17 protein-coding genes are annotated in these 22717 nt (G+C 38.2%); 1 reads left to right on the top strand and 16 read right to left on the bottom strand.

Features of this window, described 5'->3' with window-relative positions; all coding sequences use genetic code 11:
* From RM541_RS06420 to RM541_RS06445, 6 genes are all read right to left on the bottom strand, one after another.
* On the bottom strand, nucleotides 1-948 hold the full coding sequence (locus tag RM541_RS06420) for an N-acetylornithine carbamoyltransferase (protein ID WP_311499396.1): 948 nt from the start codon (nucleotides 946-948) through the stop codon (nucleotides 1-3).
* A gap of 139 nt (nucleotides 949-1087) precedes the next feature.
* Nucleotides 1088-2215, bottom strand: a complete 1128-nt coding sequence (locus tag RM541_RS06425; protein WP_311499397.1) for an aspartate aminotransferase family protein — start codon at nucleotides 2213-2215, stop codon at nucleotides 1088-1090.
* A gap of 2 nt (nucleotides 2216-2217) precedes the next feature.
* Entirely contained in the window at nucleotides 2218-3012 is a 795-nt protein-coding gene (gene proC / locus RM541_RS06430; RefSeq protein ID WP_311499398.1) for a pyrroline-5-carboxylate reductase, read from the bottom strand.
* Nucleotides 3013-3226: 214 nt separating this feature from the next.
* Nucleotides 3227-4192 carry an N-acetyl-gamma-glutamyl-phosphate reductase gene (gene argC, locus RM541_RS06435; RefSeq protein WP_311499399.1) on the bottom strand — a complete coding sequence of 322 codons (966 nt, stop codon included), beginning with the start codon at nucleotides 4190-4192 and terminating at the stop codon, nucleotides 3227-3229.
* Nucleotides 4189-5376, bottom strand: a complete 1188-nt coding sequence (argG, locus tag RM541_RS06440) for an argininosuccinate synthase (RefSeq protein WP_311499400.1) — start codon at nucleotides 5374-5376, stop codon at nucleotides 4189-4191. Before argG ends, argC begins: the two co-directional genes overlap by 4 nt.
* Nucleotides 5377-5462: 86 nt before the next feature.
* Nucleotides 5463-6092: a GNAT family N-acetyltransferase gene (locus RM541_RS06445; protein ID WP_311499401.1), complete on the bottom strand. Its 630-nt coding sequence runs from the start codon at nucleotides 6090-6092 to the stop codon at nucleotides 5463-5465.
* A 118-nt stretch (nucleotides 6093-6210) separates the two neighbouring features.
* On the opposite strand from RM541_RS06445, the gene RM541_RS06450 reads away from it, so the two are divergent.
* Nucleotides 6211-6381, top strand: a complete 171-nt coding sequence (locus tag RM541_RS06450; protein WP_311499402.1) for a hypothetical protein — start codon at nucleotides 6211-6213, stop codon at nucleotides 6379-6381.
* Nucleotides 6382-6426: 45 nt separating this feature from the next.
* Here RM541_RS06450 and ilvA read toward each other — a convergent pair whose 3' ends face one another.
* The 10 genes from ilvA to RM541_RS06500 all read right to left on the bottom strand — a co-directional run bounded on the left by ilvA (nucleotide 6427) and on the right by RM541_RS06500 (nucleotide 22091).
* The gene (ilvA, locus tag RM541_RS06455) at nucleotides 6427-7701 is read right to left on the bottom strand and encodes a threonine ammonia-lyase IlvA (RefSeq protein ID WP_311499403.1); all 1275 of its coding nucleotides are present in this window, start codon (nucleotides 7699-7701) and stop codon (nucleotides 6427-6429) included.
* A complete protein-coding gene (gene ilvC / locus RM541_RS06460; protein ID WP_311499404.1) occupies nucleotides 7701-9176 on the bottom strand; it encodes a ketol-acid reductoisomerase in 1476 nt (491 codons plus the stop codon). Before ilvC ends, ilvA begins: the two co-directional genes overlap by 1 nt.
* A complete protein-coding gene (gene ilvN / locus RM541_RS06465) occupies nucleotides 9173-9712 on the bottom strand; it encodes an acetolactate synthase small subunit (RefSeq protein WP_311499405.1) in 540 nt (179 codons plus the stop codon). Before ilvN ends, ilvC begins: the two co-directional genes overlap by 4 nt.
* Nucleotides 9712-11445: a biosynthetic-type acetolactate synthase large subunit gene (gene ilvB / locus RM541_RS06470; RefSeq protein WP_311499406.1), complete on the bottom strand. Its 1734-nt coding sequence runs from the start codon at nucleotides 11443-11445 to the stop codon at nucleotides 9712-9714. The genes ilvN and ilvB overlap by 1 nt, the downstream gene beginning before the upstream one ends.
* 11 nt (nucleotides 11446-11456) lie before the next feature.
* The gene (gene ilvD / locus RM541_RS06475) at nucleotides 11457-13130 is read right to left on the bottom strand and encodes a dihydroxy-acid dehydratase (RefSeq protein WP_311499407.1); all 1674 of its coding nucleotides are present in this window, start codon (nucleotides 13128-13130) and stop codon (nucleotides 11457-11459) included.
* An 837-nt stretch (nucleotides 13131-13967) separates the two neighbouring features.
* On the bottom strand, nucleotides 13968-16007 hold the full coding sequence (locus RM541_RS06480; RefSeq protein WP_311499574.1) for an alpha-L-rhamnosidase-related protein: 2040 nt from the start codon (nucleotides 16005-16007) through the stop codon (nucleotides 13968-13970).
* A gap of 1040 nt (nucleotides 16008-17047) precedes the next feature.
* A complete protein-coding gene (locus RM541_RS06485) occupies nucleotides 17048-17878 on the bottom strand; it encodes an aldo/keto reductase (RefSeq protein WP_311499408.1) in 831 nt (276 codons plus the stop codon).
* Nucleotides 17879-17912: 34 nt separating this feature from the next.
* On the bottom strand, nucleotides 17913-19022 hold the full coding sequence (locus RM541_RS06490) for an MBL fold metallo-hydrolase (protein ID WP_311499409.1): 1110 nt from the start codon (nucleotides 19020-19022) through the stop codon (nucleotides 17913-17915).
* Between the two features lie 781 nt (nucleotides 19023-19803).
* Nucleotides 19804-20190 carry a VOC family protein gene (locus tag RM541_RS06495; RefSeq protein ID WP_311499410.1) on the bottom strand — a complete coding sequence of 129 codons (387 nt, stop codon included), beginning with the start codon at nucleotides 20188-20190 and terminating at the stop codon, nucleotides 19804-19806.
* 296 nt (nucleotides 20191-20486) lie between these two features.
* Complete coding sequence (locus RM541_RS06500) at nucleotides 20487-22091, bottom strand: pectate lyase (protein WP_311499411.1); 1605 nt, start codon at nucleotides 22089-22091, stop codon at nucleotides 20487-20489.
* Nucleotides 22092-22717 lie beyond the last annotated feature (626 nt).

The raw sequence follows: 22717 nt of genomic DNA on the forward strand, positions 1-22717 counted from the left end.
TTATTTTTTCCTTTCCAGAAGCCTTCTCAATACCGCCTGTGCTGCAAACGTCCTGTTACTGGCCTGGTGAATCACTACCGAATTTTCACTGTCCAGCACCTCATCTGCAATGACCATATTTCTCCTTACCGGCAGGCAATGCATAACTTTGGCATTGTTGGTTTTTTTCAGTTTATCTCCCGTTAGTGTCCAGGAAGTATCCGTTTTTAAAGCTTTCCCATACTGTTCATAACTACTCCAGTTTTTCACATACACAAAATCAGCATCTTTTAAAGCCTCGTCCTGATCGTGAATAACTTCAACATCTTTAGTTATTACAGGATTAAGGTTATATCCCTCAGGATTTGCAATTACAAAATCAGCATCCAGTTTTTGCATGACTTCAGCAAAAGAATTCGGTACAGATTGCGGAAGTGCTTTTGGATGCGGCGCCCAGGTTAAAACAACTTTTGGCCTTTTCTCTGTCTTTAATTCTGAAATGGTAATTGCATCTGTAAGTGCCTGCAAAGGGTGTCCCGTGGCGCTTTCAAGATTTATTACGGGCACAGAAGCGTACTTCTGAAAACTTTTAAGCACCACTTCTGCTTCGTCTTTCTCTTTATCTTTTAAGTCAGGAAAGGCACGTACAGCAATAATATCACAATACTGTGAGAGCACTGCTGCAGCTTCTTTTATATGCTCCGCTTTATTAGAATCCATTACAGCACCATCTTCAAATTCAAGGGCCCAGCCATCCTTATCGGCATTCATCACCATCACTTCCATTCCCAGTAATTTTGCCGCCTTTTCAGTGCTTAAACGCGTACGCAGACTTGGATTGAAAAACAGCATTCCAAGCGTTTTTCCTTTTCCAACTTCTCCTGCGGTGTTTTTCTTTTTTAGCTGAAGCGCCTCATCAATTAATTCCTGTAAATTTTCAATGTCTGATAACGTGATGTAATTGTTCATTTAGTTCAATTTACTTTTAATCTTTCCTACAAGGTCTTGCAGACCTTGTAGGTTTATTTTTTCTCTATTTTTCCAAGACCTCACAGGTTGAAAACCTGTGGGGTTTGAGCTTCTGAAACTCCAGATTTCCGGTAAAATTTTACTTCAACGCCATCTTTAAAGCTTCAAAGAAAACATCAAACTGTTCCTTTTTAATATTTAAAGGAGGTAAAATCCGAAGCAGATTTTTATTTGAAGCCGCCCCTGTAAAGACCTGATGTTCGAATAATAATTTCTTTCTTAATGGTGCAATTTCGAAGTCAAATTCCAGACCTATCATTAGTCCTCTGCCTTTTACCTTTTTGATCTGCGGAATCTGAGCAGCGTGTTCTTTTACATATTCAAAAAGAGCTTTGGCATTCCCAATAAGTTCTTCTTTTTCAATAATTTCCAGCACAGCAATTCCTGCAGCACAAGCAAGGTGATTTCCTCCAAAGGTGGTTCCCAGCATTCCATATTTCGCCTGAATGTTCTTATCGACTAATATTCCGCCGATCGGAAAACCATTCCCCATTCCTTTGGCCATAGAAATAATATCGGGCCTTATCCCGTGCTTCTGAAAAGCAAAAAAGTCTCCCGTTCTGCCATAGCCGGCCTGTACTTCATCTGCAATTAAAATCGAACCATGGGCTTTGCATAATTCGGAAGCTTTTTTATAGAATTCGGTGCTGGCTTCATCCAGTCCTCCCACACCCTGGATAACTTCAAAAATTACTGCGGCAACATCTCCTTTTTTCAGCTCATTTTCCAGTGCTTCAGTGTCATCAAAAGCTAACTTTTTGGCATTATGTCCTTTATTAAAAGGTGCTTTTATGCCTTCATTATCTGTTACTGCCACTACTCCGGAAGTCCTTCCGTGGAAAGCTTTGTCGAAATAAATAACTTTATCTTTTCCAGTCTGAAAAGAAGCGAGCTTTAGAGCATTTTCATTAGCTTCGGCGCCAGAATTACATAAAAACAAGCTGTAATCTTTAACTCCGGAAATTTTTTCCAACTTTTCAGCAAGTTCGTTCTGCAATGGATTTTTTATAGAATTAGAATAAAAACCAAGCTTATTCAACTGATCGCTGATGGCTTTTACATAAACCGGATGAGAATGCCCCACTGAAATTACAGCATGACCGCCATATAAATCCAGATATTCTTTATTGTTTTCATCAAAAACATAAGCGCCTTCGCCTTTTACCGGCGTAATGTCGTAAAGCGGATATACATCAAATAAATCCATAGTTATTGATCTGAAATTGAATTAATTTTTTTGAAAGATGCCTGTATTCCTTGTATGAGCGAAGAACTGAGTCCGTTATGTTCCATTTCATTTAAACCTTCAATAGTACAGCCTCTCGGGGTCGTAACTTTATCAATTTCTTCCTCGGGATGTTTACCTGATTCTATTAAAAGACTGGCAGCACCCAGGCAGGTTTGCATAGACAGCTCCTGAGCTTCTTTTGCATCAAATCCTAATTGTACGGCTCCCTGAGTTGTGGCGCGGATTAAGCGCATCCAGAAGGCTACTCCGCTGGCGCAAATTACTGTTGCGGCCTGCATTTTATTTTCAGGAATAATAATACTGCTGCCAAGTCGGTTAAAAATAGCTTCAGCAATAGCAATACGTTTTTCCCCTTTTTTGTTACTGCAAAGACAGGTCATCGATTTTCCAACCGCAATTGCAGTATTTGGCATGGAACGGATTATGAATTGATCTTCTCCAACAATAGCTTCTATCCTCGGAATTTTAAACCCGGTAACTGTAGATATAAGAACGTGCTTATCTGTAAGTACATCTTTAATTTCTTCCAGAATACCTTCCAGCTGAGTGGGCTGAACTGCAAATATCAGGATATCAGAATTTTTTACCGCCTCCAGGTTGTCTGAAGTAATACTCACTTTAGAGTATTCTTCGTAATCTTTGATATCATCAATTTTCCTTTTACTCAGAAAAAGAGTGGTAAAAGCATTATTTACAATAAGACCTTTAGCTATGGATAATCCGAGGTTCCCGGCTCCTAAAATGGCAATTTTCATCCTTAATTATTTTAAATTTTAAATGCTGAATTTTGAATTTAATTAGTACAGCTCTGGAACATTAATGTCATGGTCTTTTCCTTTTCTCTTTATCTTTTTCCTGTTATTGCGAGCGAAGCGTTAACGGAGCGAAGCAATCTTATATATACGACTGTCTTCTTTAAGTATTTTTTCCCCTTCTCTCCTTAACTCTTTTCCTCATTCGCTTTTTTTATTAAAAATAGTTCGCCTTCAGCCTTAGACCTGCAGTCTCCTCAAACCCAAACATCAAATTCATATTTTGCACTGCCTGTCCTGAAGCCCCTTTCAGCAAATTATCGATAATACTCGTTATTAAGAGCTTATTCCCAAACTTCTGCAATCTCACTAATCCTTTATTTGTATTGACTACCTGCTTTAGATGAAGTGCTTCATCTGTTACAAAAGTGAAAGCTGCATCTTCATATGCCTTCTGAAAAATGTTTTTTGCGTCCTCGACACTTCCTGTGAATTTTGTGTAGGCAGTAGCATGTATTCCGCGGGAAAAATTTCCTCTATTCGGAATAAAATTAATTTCAGCATCATGTTGCGGTTGAAAATTCTTAACGCTCTGAGTAAGCTCATTCAAGTGCTGATGTTCAAAAGATTTGTAAGCCGAAAAATTATTGTCACGCCAGGTAAAGTGAGTGGTTTCAGATAAAGATGTCCCCGCACCGGTAGCTCCCGTTACAGCGTTTATATGAATATCTTCCTTTAACAAATTTTCTTTTGCCAAAGGTAAAATCGCAATACTGATTGCTGTGGCAAAACATCCAGGATTAGCGATGAAATTTGCCATTTTTATTGCCTCTTTATTAAACTCCGGCAAACCATAAACAAAGGAATGATCGTCCCTTGACATTCGATAATCCGTGCTTAAATCGACAATTTTTGTCTTTTCTGAGAATTTATTTTCAGAAAGGAATTTCACTGAATTCCCATGCCCCAGACAAAGAAAAACTACGTCAACTTCTTTATTAATTTCTCCGCTAAACTGCAAATCTGTTTCTCCTAATAAATCCTGATGCACATTTGCAACGGGTTTTCCCGGCTGTGATGTACTGTAGACAAAGTTGATGTTTACTTCCGGATGCCTGAGCAGTATTCTTATTAATTCTCCCGCCGTGTAACCGGCTCCACCAATTATTCCTGCCTCTATCATTGCTCCTGCTTTACGTGTTGATATATCTTCCCGGCATTTGAAAGGATTTTGATAAATCCTTTTGCATCGTCTGCTGTCCAGGCTTTGTTTTCTTCTCCGTATTTACCGAAACTGTTGCTCATTAAATCGTATTTAGATTTAATTCCATCCAGCGTAAACCTGTAGGGATGGAGCGTCACAAATACTTCACCGGTCACCTGCTCCTGTGAGCTTTGTAGGAACGCTTCCAGATTTCTCATCACAGGATCCAGATACAGACCTTCATGAAGATGTGTGCCATACCAGTTGGCTATATAATCCTTATGCTGAAGTTGCCATTTACTAAGCGTATGCTTTTCCAGCAAATGGTGTGCTTTTATGGTTATTAAGGCAGCGGAAGCTTCAAAACCAACTCGCCCTTTAATCCCGATAATAGTATCTCCTACATGGATATCCCTGCCAATTGCATATTTTGAAGCAATACTTTCCAGGATTTCAATATTTTTCTCAGGTGCATTTTCTTTTCCGTTTACAGCGGTGAGTTCTCCTTTTGTAAAGCTTAAACTAACTTGTTTTGGTTCTTTTTCTTTTAGTTGTGAAGGATAAGCTTCTTCAGGTAAAGGTTTTTCTGAAGTTAAAGTTTCAGCGCCGCCAACACTTGTTCCCCATAAACCTTTGTTAACTGAATACTTTGCTTTTTCCCAATTCATATCAACTCCATTGGCCTTAAGATATTCAATTTCTTCCTGTCGAGTGAGTTGTTTGTCTCTAATTGGGGTGATAATTTGAATATTTGGAGCGATGGTTTGAAAAATCATATCAAACCTTACCTGGTCGTTTCCTGCACCGGTACTACCGTGTGCTATATATTCGGCTCCAATTTCTTTTGCGTAATTAACTATTTCTATGGCCTGTACAATACGCTCTGCACTTACCGAAAGCGGATAGGTATCATTTTTAAGTACATTACCGAAAATGAGGAATTTCACTACCTTATCATAAAAGGAAGCAACCGCATCTATGTTTTTGTAGGTTTTCGCTCCAATCTTTTGAGCATTGGAACCTATTTTTTCTATTTCTTCTTCTGAAAAACCACCGGTATTTACACTTACCGCATGAACTTCAAAGTTTTCTTCTTTAGATAAATACTTAGCACAATAGGAAGTATCAAGACCGCCACTATATGCTATTACTACTTTCTTCATTTTTTAATTTTTCTTAGATGTTGGTTTGCCACGAATTCATAATACTCTACGTTTCCCTCCTTGGGGTGTACGCAGGCCGGGGGTGGTCAGTTTTCACTTTTCTCTTTTTTATAAAACAGCGTCTGCTTTATATTTTTCAATCTTTTAAAAGCCTTATCATTCAGACTTTCCTTTTTCTCTGTTTTCTCCTTCTTCTTTTCAGGATCATACATCATCCCTGTACAAAGGCACATCTTGCGCTCGGTCCTGGTAAGGATGTCGTAATTCTTGCAGGTCTGGCAGCCTTTCCAAAAGCTGTCATCATCGGTAAGTTCAGAAAAAGTTACAGGCTGATACCCCAGCTCGTAATTAATCTTCATAACAGCCAGTCCGGTTGTGATCCCAAAGATTTTGGCTGTCGGATATTTTTCTCGTGAATATTTGAAGATAACTTCCTTTATATCCTTTGCCAATCCCTGATTCCTGTAGTCAGGATGTACAATAAGCCCTGAATTTGCCACATATTTTTCATGGCTCCAGGTCTCGATATAACAAAAGCCAGCGAACTTGTGGCCATCCAAAGCTATTATCGCATTTCCCTTTTCCATCTTACTGATGATATATTCAGGAGTACGACGTGCAATGCCGGTACCACGGACTTTTGCCGATTCTTCTATTGTGTTACAAATGATCTCTGCATAGGAAGCATGAGATTTGTTAGCAATGATAATTTTCATCTGCTAAAAAGTTTTGTTGAAAAAATTAATTCGATTTTTTGTCTTCTGAAAGGGGAACCGGACTCACCTGAGTTCCATAAATTACACACGCACTTACGTGCGGGGCAAAAAGCGGCGCATGGGAGATATTTCAGGAAAATTCCTGAAATTTGTAGTTTTTAATATGTCGCTTAAGTTTTTCAATGTAGATGATTTCAAAATAATTATTGCCTTCTGGAATGAAATATATCGCTTACCTGCGAATGCGGGGGCAGCGGCGAAACTCGGGCAGTATTATTTCTTTTGTTGAAATCATAGTATAAATGTACACAAAATTTTTAAGCGGCAAACTCCCTCAGACTAAAAATTGAAATAAATTTGGTTTATCATTTAAATATTCTCCATAAAAGTTCTTTTTCTTCATTCTTTCCACCAACGGACCAAAATCGGCAGGATCTTTTAATTCAATACCAACAACGGCAGGACCATTTTCCCTATGGTGTTTTTTAGAATATTCAAAATGAGTAATATCGTCATATGGTCCAAGTACTTTAGCTACAAATTCCTTTAAAGCCCCGGCGCGCTGAGGAAAACTGATAATAAAATAATGTTTAAGACCAGAGTATAAAAGAGCTCTTTCTTTAATTTCTGCGGTACGGGTAATATCGTTATTACTTCCACTCACCATACACACCACATTCTTTCCCTTGATTTCTTCAGCAAAAGAATCCAGGGCACAAATTGCCATGGCTCCTGCAGGTTCTACTACAATAGCATCCTGATTATAAAGATCGAGAATAGTCTGGCAAATTTTTCCTTCAGGAACAGTTACCATTCTATCCAGATTTTCCTTACAAATCTCAAAATTTCTGGAACCTACTTTTTGCACAGCCGCTCCATCAACAAACCTTTCTATTTCTGCCAATTCCACTACTTTACCTTCTTTTAAAGAATAAGTCATGGAAGGTGCACCTTCCGGCTCTACACCAATTATTTTTGTGTTTGGGGAAAGCTGCTTAAAAACCGAAGAAATTCCGGCTAGTAGTCCGCCGCCTCCAAGAGGGGCAAAAACATAATCTATAGGCGCATCGGCCTGCTCTAATATCTCTAAAGCAATTGTCGCCTGGCCTTCGATTACCTTCTCATCATCAAAAGGATGAATAAAGACAAGTCCTGATTTATCTCCGTGTTTTATAGCGCTCTTATAGGAATCATCAAATGTGTCCCCTTTAAGAACAACATCTACCCATTCTCCTCCAAACATCTGCGTTTGTTCCACCTTTTGTCTTGGAGTTGTAATTGGCATATAGATAATGCCTTTTGCCTGCAATTTATTACAGGCAAAAGCCACTCCCTGTGCATGATTACCGGCACTGGCGCATATTACGCCCTTATCCAACTGCTCCTGTGCTAAACTTGAAATTTTGTTATATGCACCACGAATTTTATAAGAACGAACCTGCTGAAGATCTTCTCTTTTAAGCATCACCCTCGCCTCGTACCTGCTACTGTAGGTAAAAGAATCTGCCAAAGGAGTCTTTATTACAACCTTGGAAATACGTTCTGCAGCATCTTTTACTGCTTCCAATTTTGGTCTGTATGTTTTTTGATCTGTCAGCAAAGTATCCATTATGCGTGTATTTTTTCCATTGCAGTCATTGCTTTTCTCAGCACACTACCCACTTTCTCAACCGGATGATTCCTGATAGCATCGTTAACTGCGATTAATTCCTGATTATCCACTCCGGTATAATCAGTTCCGTATGATTTTCCTGCTACTTCAGGCTCAAGACTATTTATATAATCCTTAATAAGCGGCTTGGCAGAATGATCAAACAGGTAGCAACCATATTCTGCAGTATCAGAAATTATTCGGTTCATTTCGTATAATTTCTTCCTTGCAATGGTATTAGCGATTAGCGGAGTCTCATGTAGTGACTCGTAATAAGCTGACTCAGCAATTATTCCAGCTTCCACCATGGTTTCAAAAGCAAGTTCTACTCCCGATTTTACAAAAGCAAGGAGAAGGACTCCTTTATCAAAATATTCCTGTTCTTTAATTTCTTCTGAAGTTGCCTCAGTTTTCTCAAAGGCAGTATTTTCTGTAGCAGCACGCCATTCAAGTAACTCTTTATCGTCATTAGCCCAATCTTTCATCATTCGGCTGCTAAAAGCACCGGAAATAATATCATCCATATGCTTCTGAAAAAGAGGACGCATTTGTTGCTTCAGTTCTTCAGAAATTTCATTGGCTCTTAACTTTGCAGGATTTGATAATCTGTCCAACATATTTGTAATACCACCATGCTTTAGAGCTTCAGTAATGGTTTCCCAACCATACTGGATAAGTTTTGCTGCATAAGAAGGTTCAATTCCATCTGCAACCATTTTATCAAAAGTAAGAATAGAGCCGGTCTGAAGAACACCACAAAGAATAGTCTGTTCTCCCATTAAATCAGATTTTACTTCAGCTACAAACGATGAAGCCAATACTCCGGCTTTATGACCTCCTGTTGCCACAGCATAGGCTTTTGCCCAATCGAAGCCAATTCGCTGAGGATCATTTTCAGGATGTACAGCAATTAACGTAGGTACACCAAAACCTCTTTTATATTCTTCCCTAACTTCAGAGCCCGGAGATTTAGGAGCTACCATAATTACGGTGATATCATCCCGAACCTGCATTCCTTCTTCCACGATATTGAAACCGTGAGAATAAGAAAGCACAGCATCTCTTTTAATATGTGGCATAATAGCCTTTACTACAGAAGTATGCTGCTTATCTGGCGTAAGATTGATCACCAAATCTGCCTGCGGAATCATCTCTTCGTAAGTCCCGACATTAAAATTATTTTCTGTTGCGTTTTTCCAGGACTGGCGCTTTTCTTTAATAGCACCTTCTCTTAGAGTATAGGAAATATCCAGACCGCTGTCCCGCATATTTAAACCCTGATGAAGTCCCTGGGCTCCACAGCCCACGATAACTATTTTTTTATTTTTTAATGCAGCCACACCCTCGCTGAATTCATCTAGTGCCATAAAGCGGCAGGTTCCCAGCTGGGCTAATTGTTCACGTAAAGAAAGGCTGTTAAAATAGTTTGTCATGATGTAGTTTTTGTAGTATTAAATTTTTCTAATATTCCTGATATTGGCATTTCGTTTTTAGTAACTGCAATGGTGCCGGATCTAACAAATTGCATTAGTCCATAAGGTCTTAAAATCTCGTACAAATGATCTACCTCGTGGCGTTTTCCGGTTTTTTCGACTACAAAAAAGTCCCGCGTAACGGTTACAATTCTGGCATTTGTTTCTTTAATAAAATCCTGAATATTTAAATCGTTCAGAAAATCTTCAGATTTGATTTTATAGAGCGCTGTTTCCTGGTAAATAGTTTCCTTATCTGTGTGATAAAAAGCTTTAATAACTTCAATTTGCTTTTCTATCTGTCCGATAATTTTTCTGACCTGCTCTTCGGTTACGTTCACCACAATAATGAACCGCATTACTTCATTCACTTCACTTGGCGAAGCAGTAATACTCTCAATATTAATATGTCTCTTAAGGAAAATTGCAGCAATCCTGCTCAATAACCCCAGATTGTTTTCCGTATAAATTGATACGGTATAATTTTTCTTTTCCATTACTCAAGTAGTATTTCTGAAACTGCCGCTCCGGTTGGTATCATCGGGAATACGTTTTCTTCCTGTTCAACTTTAACTTCAAGGAAATAAGCATCTTTAGATTCCATCATTTCCTTAATAGCATCTTTTAACTGCGATCGTTCTGTAACCTGATTGGCTTTAATATGATATCCTTTGGCGATTGTCACAAAATCAGGATTTACCATTTCTGTAGACGCATAGCGTTTATCAAAAAATAATTGCTGCCATTGCCTTACCATCCCCAGGAATCCATTGTTTAAGACTACAATTTTCACCGGGACTTTGGTCTGGAATATAGTTCCCAGTTCCTGAATGGTCATTTGATAACCACCATCCCCAATTATGGCTACAACCTCCCGGTTCGGCGCTCCCATTTTAGCTCCTATCGCAGCCGGCAATGCAAATCCCATAGTTCCCAGTCCGCCGGAAGTGACATTACTCCTGGTAGCATTAAATTTGGCATATCTGCAGGCAGCCATTTGGTGTTGCCCAACATCTGAAACAATTACAGCATCTCCATTAGAGAAGTTATTTATTTCCTGGATCACCTCCCCCATTCCGAGGTTAGCTTTGGTAACATCCATATTACCTTTTATGACTTTCTCATATTCGGTTTTATACATGTCTTTAAATTGCTGATGCCAGCTTTCATGTTTTTTAGGCACTAAAAGCTCTATTAAAGTCTTAAGCGTTTCCTTGACATTTCCAAGCACAGGAATATCAGCATGAACGTTTTTATTTATTTCGGCAGGATCAATTTCAAAATGGATCACCTTAGCCTGTTTGGCGTAATGCTCCAGATTACCGGTAACCCTGTCGTCAAACCTCATCCCAATTGCAATAAGAACATCACATTCATTAGTAAGCATATTGGGACCGTAATTACCATGCATACCAACCATTCCCACATTTAGAGGATGCTCTGTTGGTAAAGCTGAAAGACCAAGAATAGTCCATGCAGCAGGAATACCTGCTTTTTCCACGGCTTGCTTTAGCAGATCTTCAGCCCCACCCAAAATTACACCCTGTCCCCAGACAATAAGTGGCTTCTTAGCATTATTTATTGCTTCTGCAGCCTTTTGTACCTGCGCAAGATTTACTTCAGGATAAGGATTATAACTCCTGATTCCTGAGCATTTTTTATAACTAAAATCAATAGATGCAAATTGCGCATCTTTGGTAATATCTACCAATACCGGACCTGGACGACCTGATCTGGCAATATAAAATGCTTTGGCAATTATCTCCGGGATTTCTTCTGCTTTGGTTACCTGATAATTCCACTTGGTGATGGGAGTCGAAATTCCCACAATATCGGTCTCCTGAAAAGCGTCACTCCCCAGCAAATGCGATCCCACCTGGCCTGTTATACAAACCATTGGTGTGGAATCTATCTGAGCATCTGCAATTCCTGTTACCAAGTTTGTCGCCCCAGGACCTGAAGTAGCCACAGCCACACCTACTTTTCCGGTAACCCGGGCATAACCCTGGGCAGCATGTGTAGCACCCTGCTCATGTCTTGTAAGCACATGGTGCAACTTATCCTGGTATTTATATAATTCATCATAAACGGGCATAATAGCGCCACCAGGATATCCGTAGATGGTGTCCACACCTTCCTCCAGCAAACATTTTATTACCGCTTCGGCCCCGGACACTTTTGTTGTAGTCTGGGTCTGCACTTTTTCGAAACTAGCTGTTTTTACTTCCATAATTCACCATATTAAAATTCATCGGTAACACAGCCTTGTGAAGCCGAAGAAACCGTTCTCGCATATTTATAAAGCACTCCTTTGCTAAACTTTAAGGCAGGAGCCACCCAATTTCTCTTTCTTTCTGCTATTTCTTCTTCTGAAAGAGCCACTTCAATCCTGTTGGTTTCAGCATTAATGGTAATTTCGTCACCGTCTTTTAGAAAAGCAATAAGTCCGCCTTCCTGAGCTTCTGGGGTAATGTGTCCAACCACGAAACCATGTGTTCCACCAGAAAATCTACCATCTGTTATAAGTGCGACATCTTTCCCAAGTTTGGCTCCCATAATTGCAGAGGTAGGCTTAAGCATTTCAGGCATCCCGGGACCACCTTTAGGACCTTCGTAGCGTATTACCACCACATCTCCTTTTTTTACCTTACCTTCAGAAATACCGTCGTTTGCTTCGTATTCGCTATTAAAGACACGGGCCTTTCCAGTAAACTCAAGGCCTTCTTTTCCGGTAATTTTTGCCACTGAACCTCCTTCAGCTAAATTTCCGTAAAGAATACGGATATGACCGGTTTTTTTGATTGGGTTGTCCAGTGTTTTCAATACTTCCTGACCTTCTTCAAGATCCGGAACTTCTCTAAGATTTTCAGCAAGTGTTTTTCCTGTAACCGTTAAACAATCACCGTGAAGCATATTATTCTCGAGCATATATTTAAGTACCGCCGGGATTCCTCCCACTCTGTGCACATCTTCCATTGCATATTTTCCGCTTGGTTTTAGATCTGCTAAAAACGGAGTACTGTCACATATTCTCTCAAAATCGGTAAGCGTAAAATCCACTTCAGCAGCTTTAGCTATAGCAAGAAAATGTAATACTGCATTGGTAGAACCACCCAATACTGTAAGAAGCCTAATCGCATTCTCAATCGCTTCCTTAGTTACAATATCCCTTGGCTTTATATCTTTTTCTATTAGCAGGTTCATTGCTTTTCCTGCTTCAATACTTTCTGCGCTTTTTTCTTCCCCAACTGCCGGATTGGAAGAATTATAAGGTAAAGCCATCCCGAGTGCTTCTATTGCTGAAGCCATCGTATTAGCCGTATACATCCCTCCACAGGCACCTGCACCCGGACAGGCTTTTTCTATTACTGCGTTATAATCTTCATCGCTTATATCTCCCGACACTTTTGAGCCCCAGGCTTCGAAAACCGAAACCACATCCAGTTTTTGATCTTTATGACAACCTGAAGCTATCGTCCCGCCGTAAACCAAAATTGCAGGCCGGTTGATACGCAGCATCGCCATTAAGGCTCCGGGCATGTTTTTATCGCAACCAACAACTGTGACCATCCCGTCATACGACATTGCATGCACTACGGTTTCCATAGAATCTGCAATAATATCCCGGGAAGGCAAAGAGTAACGCATACCCGGAGTTCCCATGGAAATCCCGTCGCTAACTCCAATGGTATGGAATATAAGGCCTACAAGTTCGCTCTCATTACAACCTTGTTTTACCAGCTTGGCAAGATCGTTAAGGTGCATATTACAAGGGTTACCCTCGTAACCTGTACTTGCAATTCCTACAAATGGTTTTTTAAAATCTTCTTTGGTTAATCCTATTGCGTGAAGCATCGCCTGGGAAGCTGGCTGTGATTCACTTTGAGTTAAAATTTTACTATATTTATTATTCATCCTAAAATTTATTCGCTTATAAAAGTTTAAAGTTAAGTTCTTAGAAATACTCCCGATGAAAATACGAAGAATTTAAACTACTTTCAAAAAAACTCAAACAACTATAAATAATTGATTATTAGATATTTAATCCTTTTGTCTTTACGATAGCTGGATGGTTTAGGTGAAAGGTCAAAAAAGCCCAATCGGACTGATTTTACTGCAATTTTCAGGCTTTTTAAGAGCTAAAATTTGATTATTTCAATTTTAAGCACATTTTCCCTTCTGAAAAAACAATTAACCGACGTAAAAATTCTTTTTTTATGAAAAATTAGGCATAAAAACAGCAACCCTAAAGAGGGATGTCCAAATTGGCAAATATCGACCTGTATAGGTATGAATTTACAAAGGATGATGTACGAAGCTCTTTATTTCCTCTTTCCCTTCAAAGAACAATGGTAAAACTGACAATTATCAACCTTAATGATATTTTTAAATCTGAATTGTTCTTTTTCTTTCAATAAATTTTATGGCCTCCAATCAACAAATTTTTTTCCGAAGAATCGCATTTATCGCTATTCAGTTTCACCACAAATTTACAAAGATCCTTTAATGTTGCAGTAATCCTTTTAGCAAAACGTTCTTTTAACTTTACTCTTCCCACTACTTAAATCTCCAAAATGGCAATTATCGATAGTTTAGGCATCAGGGTTCCACGTGATCCTGAAGAAAATGAAAGAAGATTGATACAGCCTCTGTAATTCATATCTACTCTGACATACGGTTCTTTTTTCATTTCTGGTTTTAAATTTAAAAATTTTTCTTAAGAATCATCTCTTAACTTTACAATAGCTCCTGCTATAAAGCTTTATAAGAAATTTTCTGCTCCTTTCCCGGAGTAATCTCCACTTCATATTCCTGATTGCCGATACTTTTAATGTTCCTGACACCTCCTGGTTTTGAGCGGCTCTTAAAGATTAATTTGCCTTTTCCCTCCACTCCTGTAATCTTTATCTCTTTCTGATCGATGTAAACCTCGATATCACCATTCGGTGTGGGAACTTTCCCCTCCATCCATTCCAAACCACCTAAACTGGGACGAACTTCATATCCAGTATACCCAGGTGCTGTTGGTTGTACGCCCAAATAATATTTTCCGAAGAGATAAACAGGGCTCGCACCCCAGGCATGGCAAAGGCTTTTTCCATAAGGTCGGCCATACATGGCTAGCTGATCTGCTCCTTCTTCTGAAGGATCATATTTTTCCCAGAATGAAGTTGCTCCTAAATCAAGCATTCCACCCCAATAATCCCGGATTTCTTGAAGTACATATTCCTGTTCGCCTATTGCACAAAGAGCTTCCAGTTCATAAAAGCGCATATAAGGTGTAGTTATTTGTAAAATATCATCATTCAGAAGCACTTTTTCCTTTACACTTTGCTTTTGCTTTTCATCAAAATAGTTAAAGAAGATACCGAACATATTTGCATAACGAGTTACCATTTCCTGTATCTCCCCATCAATTCGCTGGTGTTGCATCACCTGATCTTCCTCATCCCAAAAGACATCGAATAATTTCTTTTTCAATTCGGTTGCCAGCTCTTCATACTTTTTCTGGTCTTTGGTTTCACCGGCAATTTCCGCACTTACTGCCATTGCTTCCAGACTACGCGCGAGCAGCATTTGTTCAAAACTCACTTCCCCTGTCTTAGGCAGACCTTCAGCCCAGTCAATAAAAACCCAGTCTCCTTCCAGAGGTTCCAGAAAACCGGCTTCATTACGGCGACCAAGGACAAATTCCATTAGACTCTTGATACGAGGGTAAAACTTTCTAATGAAGCTGGTATCCCCTGTATACAGATAATAGTCGTAAATACCCACGAACCAGTACAGCGAATAATCCATAATAGTATTGATATGCGCCGTTACCGGTTCTTTTCCTCGAAGCGCCAGTAGGGTACGTTCTACCGAATTCTCATCGAAGAATAAATAATAGTTCATCAAATAACTCTGGTAGGCGTCGCCAGACCAGATCCACCGGTCCCTTTTGATACCGTCAATAAAAAATTCGCGGGTGGTTAAATGCATTGTGTAAGCTGAAACATCCCAGATTTCATTCAGCAGTTTATCTGAAGAGTTGAATTCGCCCCGGTAATCCAAAGGCAAATATTCATAAAGCATAGAAATAGAATCGTACTTTATCGAGGGATCGGCCTGCACCTGCACATAACGGTATGCTTTTGATTCGTCATGTGTATAAGTAGAAGACTGATTCCCATCAAACTGAATATAATCCAATGTTTCACAACGGACTGAATCCAGAGCCTCCTCTCTGGATTCCCCATAATAAAGTGAAAGCTGCCCTTCGCCTTCCAGGCCATGAACCCGAATGTAGCCAAAGGTCTCTTTACCAAAGTCCACTAACTCACCATTCCCTATGGGTTCAGTACTCTTTGCCGTCCATGGTTCAGTTTTTAAGCGAAATTCCGAAGGCTTTTCATCAGGAGAATAAAATTTCCAGGAACCGACAGATTTCCATGGGGTTCCAGATTGCTGAGCTTTCCCCTTTTCATCAATCCAAAGTTTATCTTCATTGGTTACTATCCACGATTCATCAGAGTTAATATAAGTACCATCGATGTAAATAGTCGGCAAGAATTCCTGATTGTAAACTTTAAGTGAAATTGTATGTTTTCCGGGTTCGATAGTGACCGCTTCAGGTTGTCCATAGATCTGAGCACCATCTATCAGCAACTGAAAAGGGCCTTCAGTGTGAATGAATACTTCATCCTGTTCCGGAATATCAACTTCAGTTTGAAAGGTAACTAAAGGATAAGGACTATAATAACGCCAAAGTGGGGGAAATACCGCCTCGCGTTCAGTACGTCTCACCTGCATTTTATTACTCAGCCAGACTTCAAAATCTCCCGGATACCAGATCCAGGTAGCATCTTGTGTTTTTTCCTGAGTTAAACAAGTGTGAGAACTAAAAAAAAGAGAACATATAAAAGCTGAAAGAAAAATTTTTGTGAATAAATTTTTATGGTAAAAAAACATTATAATTTTTATTAGGTTATAAATCCTTAATTAAAGATTTGGATGTTAATTGTGTGTTTCAATAACCCCCATTTTTACCAGCCGTTAAAAAAACATATAACCCGGGATTACTAAATAAGAGTAACCCATAAGATCTTAGCAAATTTTGCAGTCCTTGGTAATTCCCTATAATTTAATAAGCTTAAGATTGGTTTATAGATCGATTAGTTAAGGACAAAAGTGAAAAATATCAACAAGATTAAGCCCATTTATACTATTTATGACAAGAGTAATAAATAATGCTATTATTGCACTACAAAAAAACCGTCCTGATTTTGCTTGGGGACCTTCAATAGTTCCTTTAATTATGACTTTAACACCAGGTTATGGCATATTGGACTTATTAGTGACCGTACCGCTTACCCGCCTTTCCTGAGCGAAAAGATTTTGATATAGGCGCAAGTTAGCCGTCCTAATTTCTGGCCATCTGCTTTTTTACTGTCCGCTCAGTACAACGTAATTGACGTGGTGAGTTCCACCCATTAAGTGATTGCTACTGCTCTCGATGGTCTCCCTTACATTTAGCTCAAACAGTCCGCTGTTATTATGTAATCTTAAAACTCAGAAAAATAATTCACCGTGCGGCTTTTAGCGCTAGCTACTAACGCAAAAACAGAAATAAGTCTTACAGCCATCAAAATACACTTTGCCACAAGTGTATTTGAGGTAGCGCATTCCTGGTGTCAACAAATGTTGCAGCTTCGAGTTAAATCCTTTCTTATTTAAGATCTTTCAACTCAATTAATTATTGTAGAACCTCCTTATAACCAGGCCCAGCTTTAAATAGTCAGGAACTTTACAATATATCACGAGTTGTATATATAAGCAGCTTAAGAAAAGATCTAAAAATCGATCTTGTCGGGATCTAATCCTGAACCGCCACAATATTCCATTTGATTTATTCTTTCCATATCTTCTAAAGAAATAGCGAAATCATCAATTTCAAAGTTTTCCCGGATACGATGAGGGGTTACCGATTTTGGTAACGGAATAATATCGTTTTGCAGAGCCCATCGAATACATAATTGTGCAACAGATTTTCCGTAGTCAGAGGCAATTTTTTTAAGTATGGGATTATCCAATAGCTTTCCAGTTCCTAATGGACTCCAGCCTTCCACTATAATATTTTTACTCTGGCAAAATTCTACCGTTTCCTGCTGCCTAAATCCCGGATGATATTCTATTTGATTTACCATTGGCTTCACTTCTGCTTCCGCTATAAGTGGTTCTAAGTGATGTGGTAAAAAATTACTTACCCCAATTGCTTTTATTTTCCCTTTATTGTATAAATCCTCCATTGCTTTCCATGTTTCAAGATTAATCTCCTGCCAGTTTTCAAACTGATGCGAAGCGGCGGGCCAATGAATTAAATATAAATCTAAATAATCTAACTGAAGATCTTTTAAGCTCTTTTCAAAAGCTTCTTTCGTTTTTGTATAACCTCGTTCAGTGTTCCACACCTTGCTGGTTACAAATAACTTGGATCGTTCTATTTCATTTTGCTGGAGAGCCTTTCCGATACTGGATTCATTACCGTAAACAGCAGCGGTATCAATATGCCGGTAACCCACCTCCAGAGCATGCGTGACTCCTTGTATAGCCGTTTCATCATTAGGAGTTTGCCAGGTACCGTAACCTATGGCAGGAATTTCATAACTGTTGTGAAGTTTCATAATTGTAAAATATTTGTAAATTGCTAATTATTTATTATCGTATCCACCATTTGGTGGTGGGGGTTATGCCAGGTATAACTTTTTGTCCCATTATAGGTATTACAATTTTTATATTCTCTTCTGAGGCCAAATTTACTACTCGATCAATAGACTCATCCCAGGGATGCAATGCTAAATCAAAGGTTCCCAAATGAATGGGAAACAGGAGCTTTGTATTTAAATCCTGCGAGACCTGGATTACTTCATTCGGAAAAAGATGAGTGTTTGGCCATCCTCTATTCCAGGCATCGATTTCCACAAATGCCAGATCGAACGGCCCATAATGATCACCTATTTCTTTGAAGTGATCGCCATAACCTGTATCGCCACTCCAATATATATTTTTTTCCTCTCCCCTGATAACATATGAAACCCAGAGGGTTTTGTTTCTATCGTTATTACTTCTCCCTGAATAATGTACTGTTGGGCAGGCTACTATATTTAAAGATCCAAATGAAATGCTTTGGTTCCAACCTAATTCTGTGACCTTTCTTTCTGGAACCCCCCATCCTCTTAATCTTGTGCCAACTGATAAAGGAGCAATAAATTGTACATCTTTATCCGCAAGGAATTGCATAGTTGCCATCTCAAGATGATCGTAGTGGTCGTGAGTAATAAGTACAATGTCTATATCTGGAAGTTCTTCTCGACTTAATGGGGCCGCACCAAATCTTCGGGTAATTCCGGGAAAGGGACCAGCATTCTCAAATACCGGATCAATTAAAATTCGTTGTCCATCCAATTCAATGATTACTGTAGAATGTCCCAGCCAATAAGCGGCATAATCCGACGGTGTTTCTGAAAAGTCTTTTCTTGTTAAAGTATGTTTTGGAAGTTCAAATTCTGGCGCATTGGGAGAAGACATAAAGAACCTCAGAAATCCGGGATCTCCTCCGGTTGTTTGTTCCGGATAATAAACCAGCTCTTCCGGACTTACAAATTCATCAATATCAGATGAGTAATAGGAATATTTAGAGTACTTAATATTCCTTTCTTCAGATGAATCCATTTCGCCAATTTGTCTGGATATGTAATAGCCCGCCCCTCCTATTGATATTAAAATGAGGGCAACTAGTAACAAGATTACTTTATACTTTCTTTTCATATTCAATTTGGTGCACACTTTCTTTATTAACGAAATTAAAGCCATTCAAAAATTGGTGGAGCGACTTTTTCAATAGTAAATAATCGACTCATTATTCAGGAAAGCCTGTGCTTAAGCTTAATTCTTTCCTGTTATTAAAACAGCTTCTGCTTCACGAAGCTTCTTATTTTCGATTGCTACAGCAAACAATAAGTAGCGTAAAGGTGGATTTCTAACAATTTTAAAACGCCTGAACTGCTCATATGGGAACAGAGGGTTCTTTACTGTTACCTCTCATATCGAATTTGGTTTTTTTCTGATGTACCTTCATTAGGGCATTTCTTTAGTATTGTCTTTTGCTGAACCGCTTGGCCAATCTGTTCGAAAGGGATCCTGCTCAACAAAAGATACTGTTATTCATAGACTAATTTTCCCAATATAATGCTTCAGAAAAGGCTATTAGAGCGCAGTTGGTTGTATTGACTATGCCGAAACTCAATTATTAAGGGAGTTCTCCATTGAATAATCGAATTTTCTCAGATTTCAGATTTAGAACTAATCCTCCAGGTAGAATTTTCAACTTATTCATTTCCACATTACAAACAAAAACAATGCAATTAAAGTAAATACTTTTCTAAAACTAAATTTTGCATCTCAATTTATTCATTTTTAATTTTAAGGTCCAAAACTATTTGAGATTTTTTAAAAATACTCCCTTTGATATTTCATAATATGTCCATTTTCATTTAAAAAAAATTGAAAAATTTTAAATTGACAAGCAAGAAATAAAGAAACCTCAAGTTTACCTCAGCATAGGCTTCCCACGCTTACATAGCTGAATTGCCAGTCCCCAAGGATCCCTCATCATAATGAGATGAGTTCCATCGTCAAATTTATCATCAGAAATAAAGCTGGCACCTGATTTCTCAAGGCGTTTCCTGTCAGAATCAGGCGATTCTGAAACGAAAGCAAGGTGAACGATTAAGGGATTCATATTTCGATAATCAGGAACCTGATCTACCGGATTTTTGTATACTTCAATCATTATACTCCCACTATCGTCTGCAAGAAAGTGCATAAATGGAGGTTCAGAACTTTGTTTTACTACCTTCAGCCCCATATTGTCTACATACCAGGTGGACATTTTACTTGGTTCCTCTACATTAATTGCAAAATGTTCTATCTTCATATTATATTTTTAAAAATTAAAATTGTTTATTTTATTAAATTCAATCAAATCTCGTATTACTCACTCTTTTCCTGAGACGCTAAGATTCAGTTCTTCTTAAATCTACGGGTGATTACATATTAAAAAACGGAGATTCTGGCCCAAAATGAAAAAACTAAGTGCATAAAATAACATTCTGAGCTTCTTTTAACAAATTATTCCAGTTTTGTTGGTGTTAATTAGTTTAGCATTTTCATTTCATTTGAAGATAATCCTTCTATTAAGAATAAGTTTAAAGATATCTATCTAACTGTTTATTATTCAACATTAGCTGTCATTCCTCCTTTTTCATTACTAAATGAGTTAATATAACCTATTAGGATTGTCATATTTTTTATATATTCTGCTGAAGAAATGTACAATTTGTCAGATTCATCCCTATAGGGAGAAGTATCCCTGTTGTCACCTACAAAAGTAGAAGCAAACTTCTTGGTTAGTTCCTTATTCTCCCCGTCGCCAATAAAAGGGTTACTTATCATAGCATTTTTGACAAGCCAACGATTCTCTATATCCAAAGAATTAATTATTTCTTTAACCTTTTCTTTTTCTGGAATTGAGCTTTTGCTTCCCCAAATTTCAAAAAAATAACTTTGAGGAGTTGTAGAACCTTCATACTTCATAGGTTTCAGGGGAGAATTTCGGGTGACTTCCTCGGGTGTTAGACCACTAATGTGATTATACTCTTTTTTTAAATTTTCCAATCTTATTGTCATTTTACCTCTATAATGGCTTAGTAAATCTTCATCAGTATAATCTACATAGTATCGACCATAAATATTATTAGACCCTTCTCTATGCACGTATATAGGTTTATCGGTATCTAATTCAACAAAAGTTGAATGCGTGTACCTTCCGTTGTCAGTTTGGCTTTTCGGAAGTTTTACTTTTTCTAACCACTGAATTGCATCTGGTACACCATTAAGAAATTTTCTATTGCCGGTATACTCATAAAATTTTAATAATAACAAAGCATTAGAATAAGTAGTACCAGGAAGTAATGCTTTTGGCTCGTAAGTTCTTGCACCATCAGGTTCCATTTGCATATTATATTGTTGGCCCCATGCGCCATTGCGTTGCTGACTAATGATATAAAAGTTCATTCCCCTCATAATGTGATCTAAGAAATACTCCTCACCCAAAGTTATATAATATTGGATAAGAAAATTTACATTTTCCCAAATAACATCATCATTAAAAGTAGAATAAGATGAATAGTCTGGATTGCCATTCTTATTAAAGTCATATCTCAATGGAAATCGTTGGGGCCAGCTTCCAATTGAGTATTGACTTTTTATAACTAAATCTATGGCTTTGTCAAGCGCTGGTTTATATTTTGGATCTAATTTTGTTAAATACATCTTCAATAAAAAGCGGGCCGCAGATGATGTAACATCATCATCGTACGTGTCATTACCATAATAATGTTGAAACTCCTCTAGACGCCATGCATTTTTCCCTATAGTACTGTACCAATTTTTAAAAGAACGGTCACCACCAAAATCAATCATATAATTCCATCCACCCGCGCTACTTTGCCCCCAAATTAAAGCAGCTGCTGCTTTTTCAGCGGCTTTATAATAATATTCATTACCGGTAGTGATATAGGCATTTATAAAGGTTTGCCCCATACTAACCGTTCCCGGACCCTGTACCCAAATCATAGTATTATATGCCTCCATTTCACCCCATCTACGGGAAAGGTCAGGTGTATAATACCAGACGTAACCTCCATTTGTACTCACGTTTTCCACCATATATTTGGTAGCATGCAACATCGCTTTCCTTGCTTTTGCTTCACCTTGTGCAAAAATAAGCACTGGTAACAACGCAAAGAACAACCCGATAATTCTCCTTTTTTTCATAACAGTTATATTCGTTATCTCGTTAAAATACCGATTCTGGTAAAGACTAGGATAAGCATGTTCGTTGATAAAATAAGATACACCCCCTAACTTCAATAGTAGCACCTATAATATTAGCTATTTTTATGCTGCAGAAGTCATAAAGCACTTTCTGAGGCTCTTCAGGCAAACTCTCTGCGGTCATCCACATAATTTATCCGGTAACACCTCCATGTTCTTGATTTATTATTATCATAAAAATTTCATCTAAACTCTCAGCACATGATTCCATCAGCGTTAGAAATATTTTCATTTCTAACAATTACCTCAATCGTTTTCGTACTAACAAAAGAAAAATTGAAGCTAGCTCGAAGAATGGATTATTGGTCATCAATATTAAACTTGGTCTCTCTTCTACCTCCTTGTATAAAGAATATTCACTTCTGACAGTGGCATATAATTATCATCAGTAATAACTTCTATAACTTCTTCTTCCTAATATAATTGATCACGATTTAAATTAATGATGAAATAATTAAAAGTCATTCTTGATTTTCAAGTGATCCAATGTAATCGATTACTAAACTATTTAAAAAAAAATATTATCCTAACAAAAATCAAATGTCACTAAAAGTGCTGATGACCTC

Source organism: Autumnicola psychrophila, from assembly GCF_031846645.1.
Classification (GTDB): Bacteria; Bacteroidota; Bacteroidia; order Flavobacteriales; family Flavobacteriaceae; genus Autumnicola; species Autumnicola psychrophila.

Bases quoted from the DNA above. Each gene is read 5' to 3' on its own strand.
- ilvA (WP_311499403.1), bottom strand. From the start codon at position 7,701: ATGGATACTTTGCTGACAGATCAAAAAACATACAGACCAAAATTGGAA.
- ilvC (WP_311499404.1), bottom strand. From the start codon at position 9,176: ATGACAAACTATTTTAACAGCCTTTCTTTACGTGAACAATTAGCCCAG.
- RM541_RS06445 (WP_311499401.1), bottom strand. From the start codon at position 6,092: ATGAAAATTATCATTGCTAACAAATCTCATGCTTCCTATGCAGAGATC.
- argC (WP_311499399.1), bottom strand. From the start codon at position 4,192: ATGATAGAGGCAGGAATAATTGGTGGAGCCGGTTACACGGCGGGAGAA.
- RM541_RS06420 (WP_311499396.1), bottom strand. From the start codon at position 948: ATGAACAATTACATCACGTTATCAGACATTGAAAATTTACAGGAATTA.
- RM541_RS06490 (WP_311499409.1), bottom strand. From the start codon at position 19,022: ATGAAAAGAAAGTATAAAGTAATCTTGTTACTAGTTGCCCTCATTTTA.
- RM541_RS06500 (WP_311499411.1), bottom strand. From the start codon at position 22,091: ATGAAAAAAAGGAGAATTATCGGGTTGTTCTTTGCGTTGTTACCAGTG.
- ilvB (WP_311499406.1), bottom strand. From the start codon at position 11,445: ATGGAAGTAAAAACAGCTAGTTTCGAAAAAGTGCAGACCCAGACTACA.
- argG (WP_311499400.1), bottom strand. From the start codon at position 5,376: ATGAAGAAAGTAGTAATAGCATATAGTGGCGGTCTTGATACTTCCTAT.
- RM541_RS06485 (WP_311499408.1), bottom strand. From the start codon at position 17,878: ATGAAACTTCACAACAGTTATGAAATTCCTGCCATAGGTTACGGTACC.
- ilvD (WP_311499407.1), bottom strand. From the start codon at position 13,130: ATGAATAATAAATATAGTAAAATTTTAACTCAAAGTGAATCACAGCCA.
- proC (WP_311499398.1), bottom strand. From the start codon at position 3,012: ATGAAAATTGCCATTTTAGGAGCCGGGAACCTCGGATTATCCATAGCT.
- RM541_RS06480 (WP_311499574.1), bottom strand. From the start codon at position 16,007: ATGCAGGTGAGACGTACTGAACGCGAGGCGGTATTTCCCCCACTTTGG.
- RM541_RS06495 (WP_311499410.1), bottom strand. From the start codon at position 20,190: ATGAAGATAGAACATTTTGCAATTAATGTAGAGGAACCAAGTAAAATG.
- RM541_RS06425 (WP_311499397.1), bottom strand. From the start codon at position 2,215: ATGGATTTATTTGATGTATATCCGCTTTACGACATTACGCCGGTAAAA.
- ilvN (WP_311499405.1), bottom strand. From the start codon at position 9,712: ATGGAAAAGAAAAATTATACCGTATCAATTTATACGGAAAACAATCTG.
- RM541_RS06450 (WP_311499402.1), top strand. From the start codon at position 6,211: ATGGGAGATATTTCAGGAAAATTCCTGAAATTTGTAGTTTTTAATATG.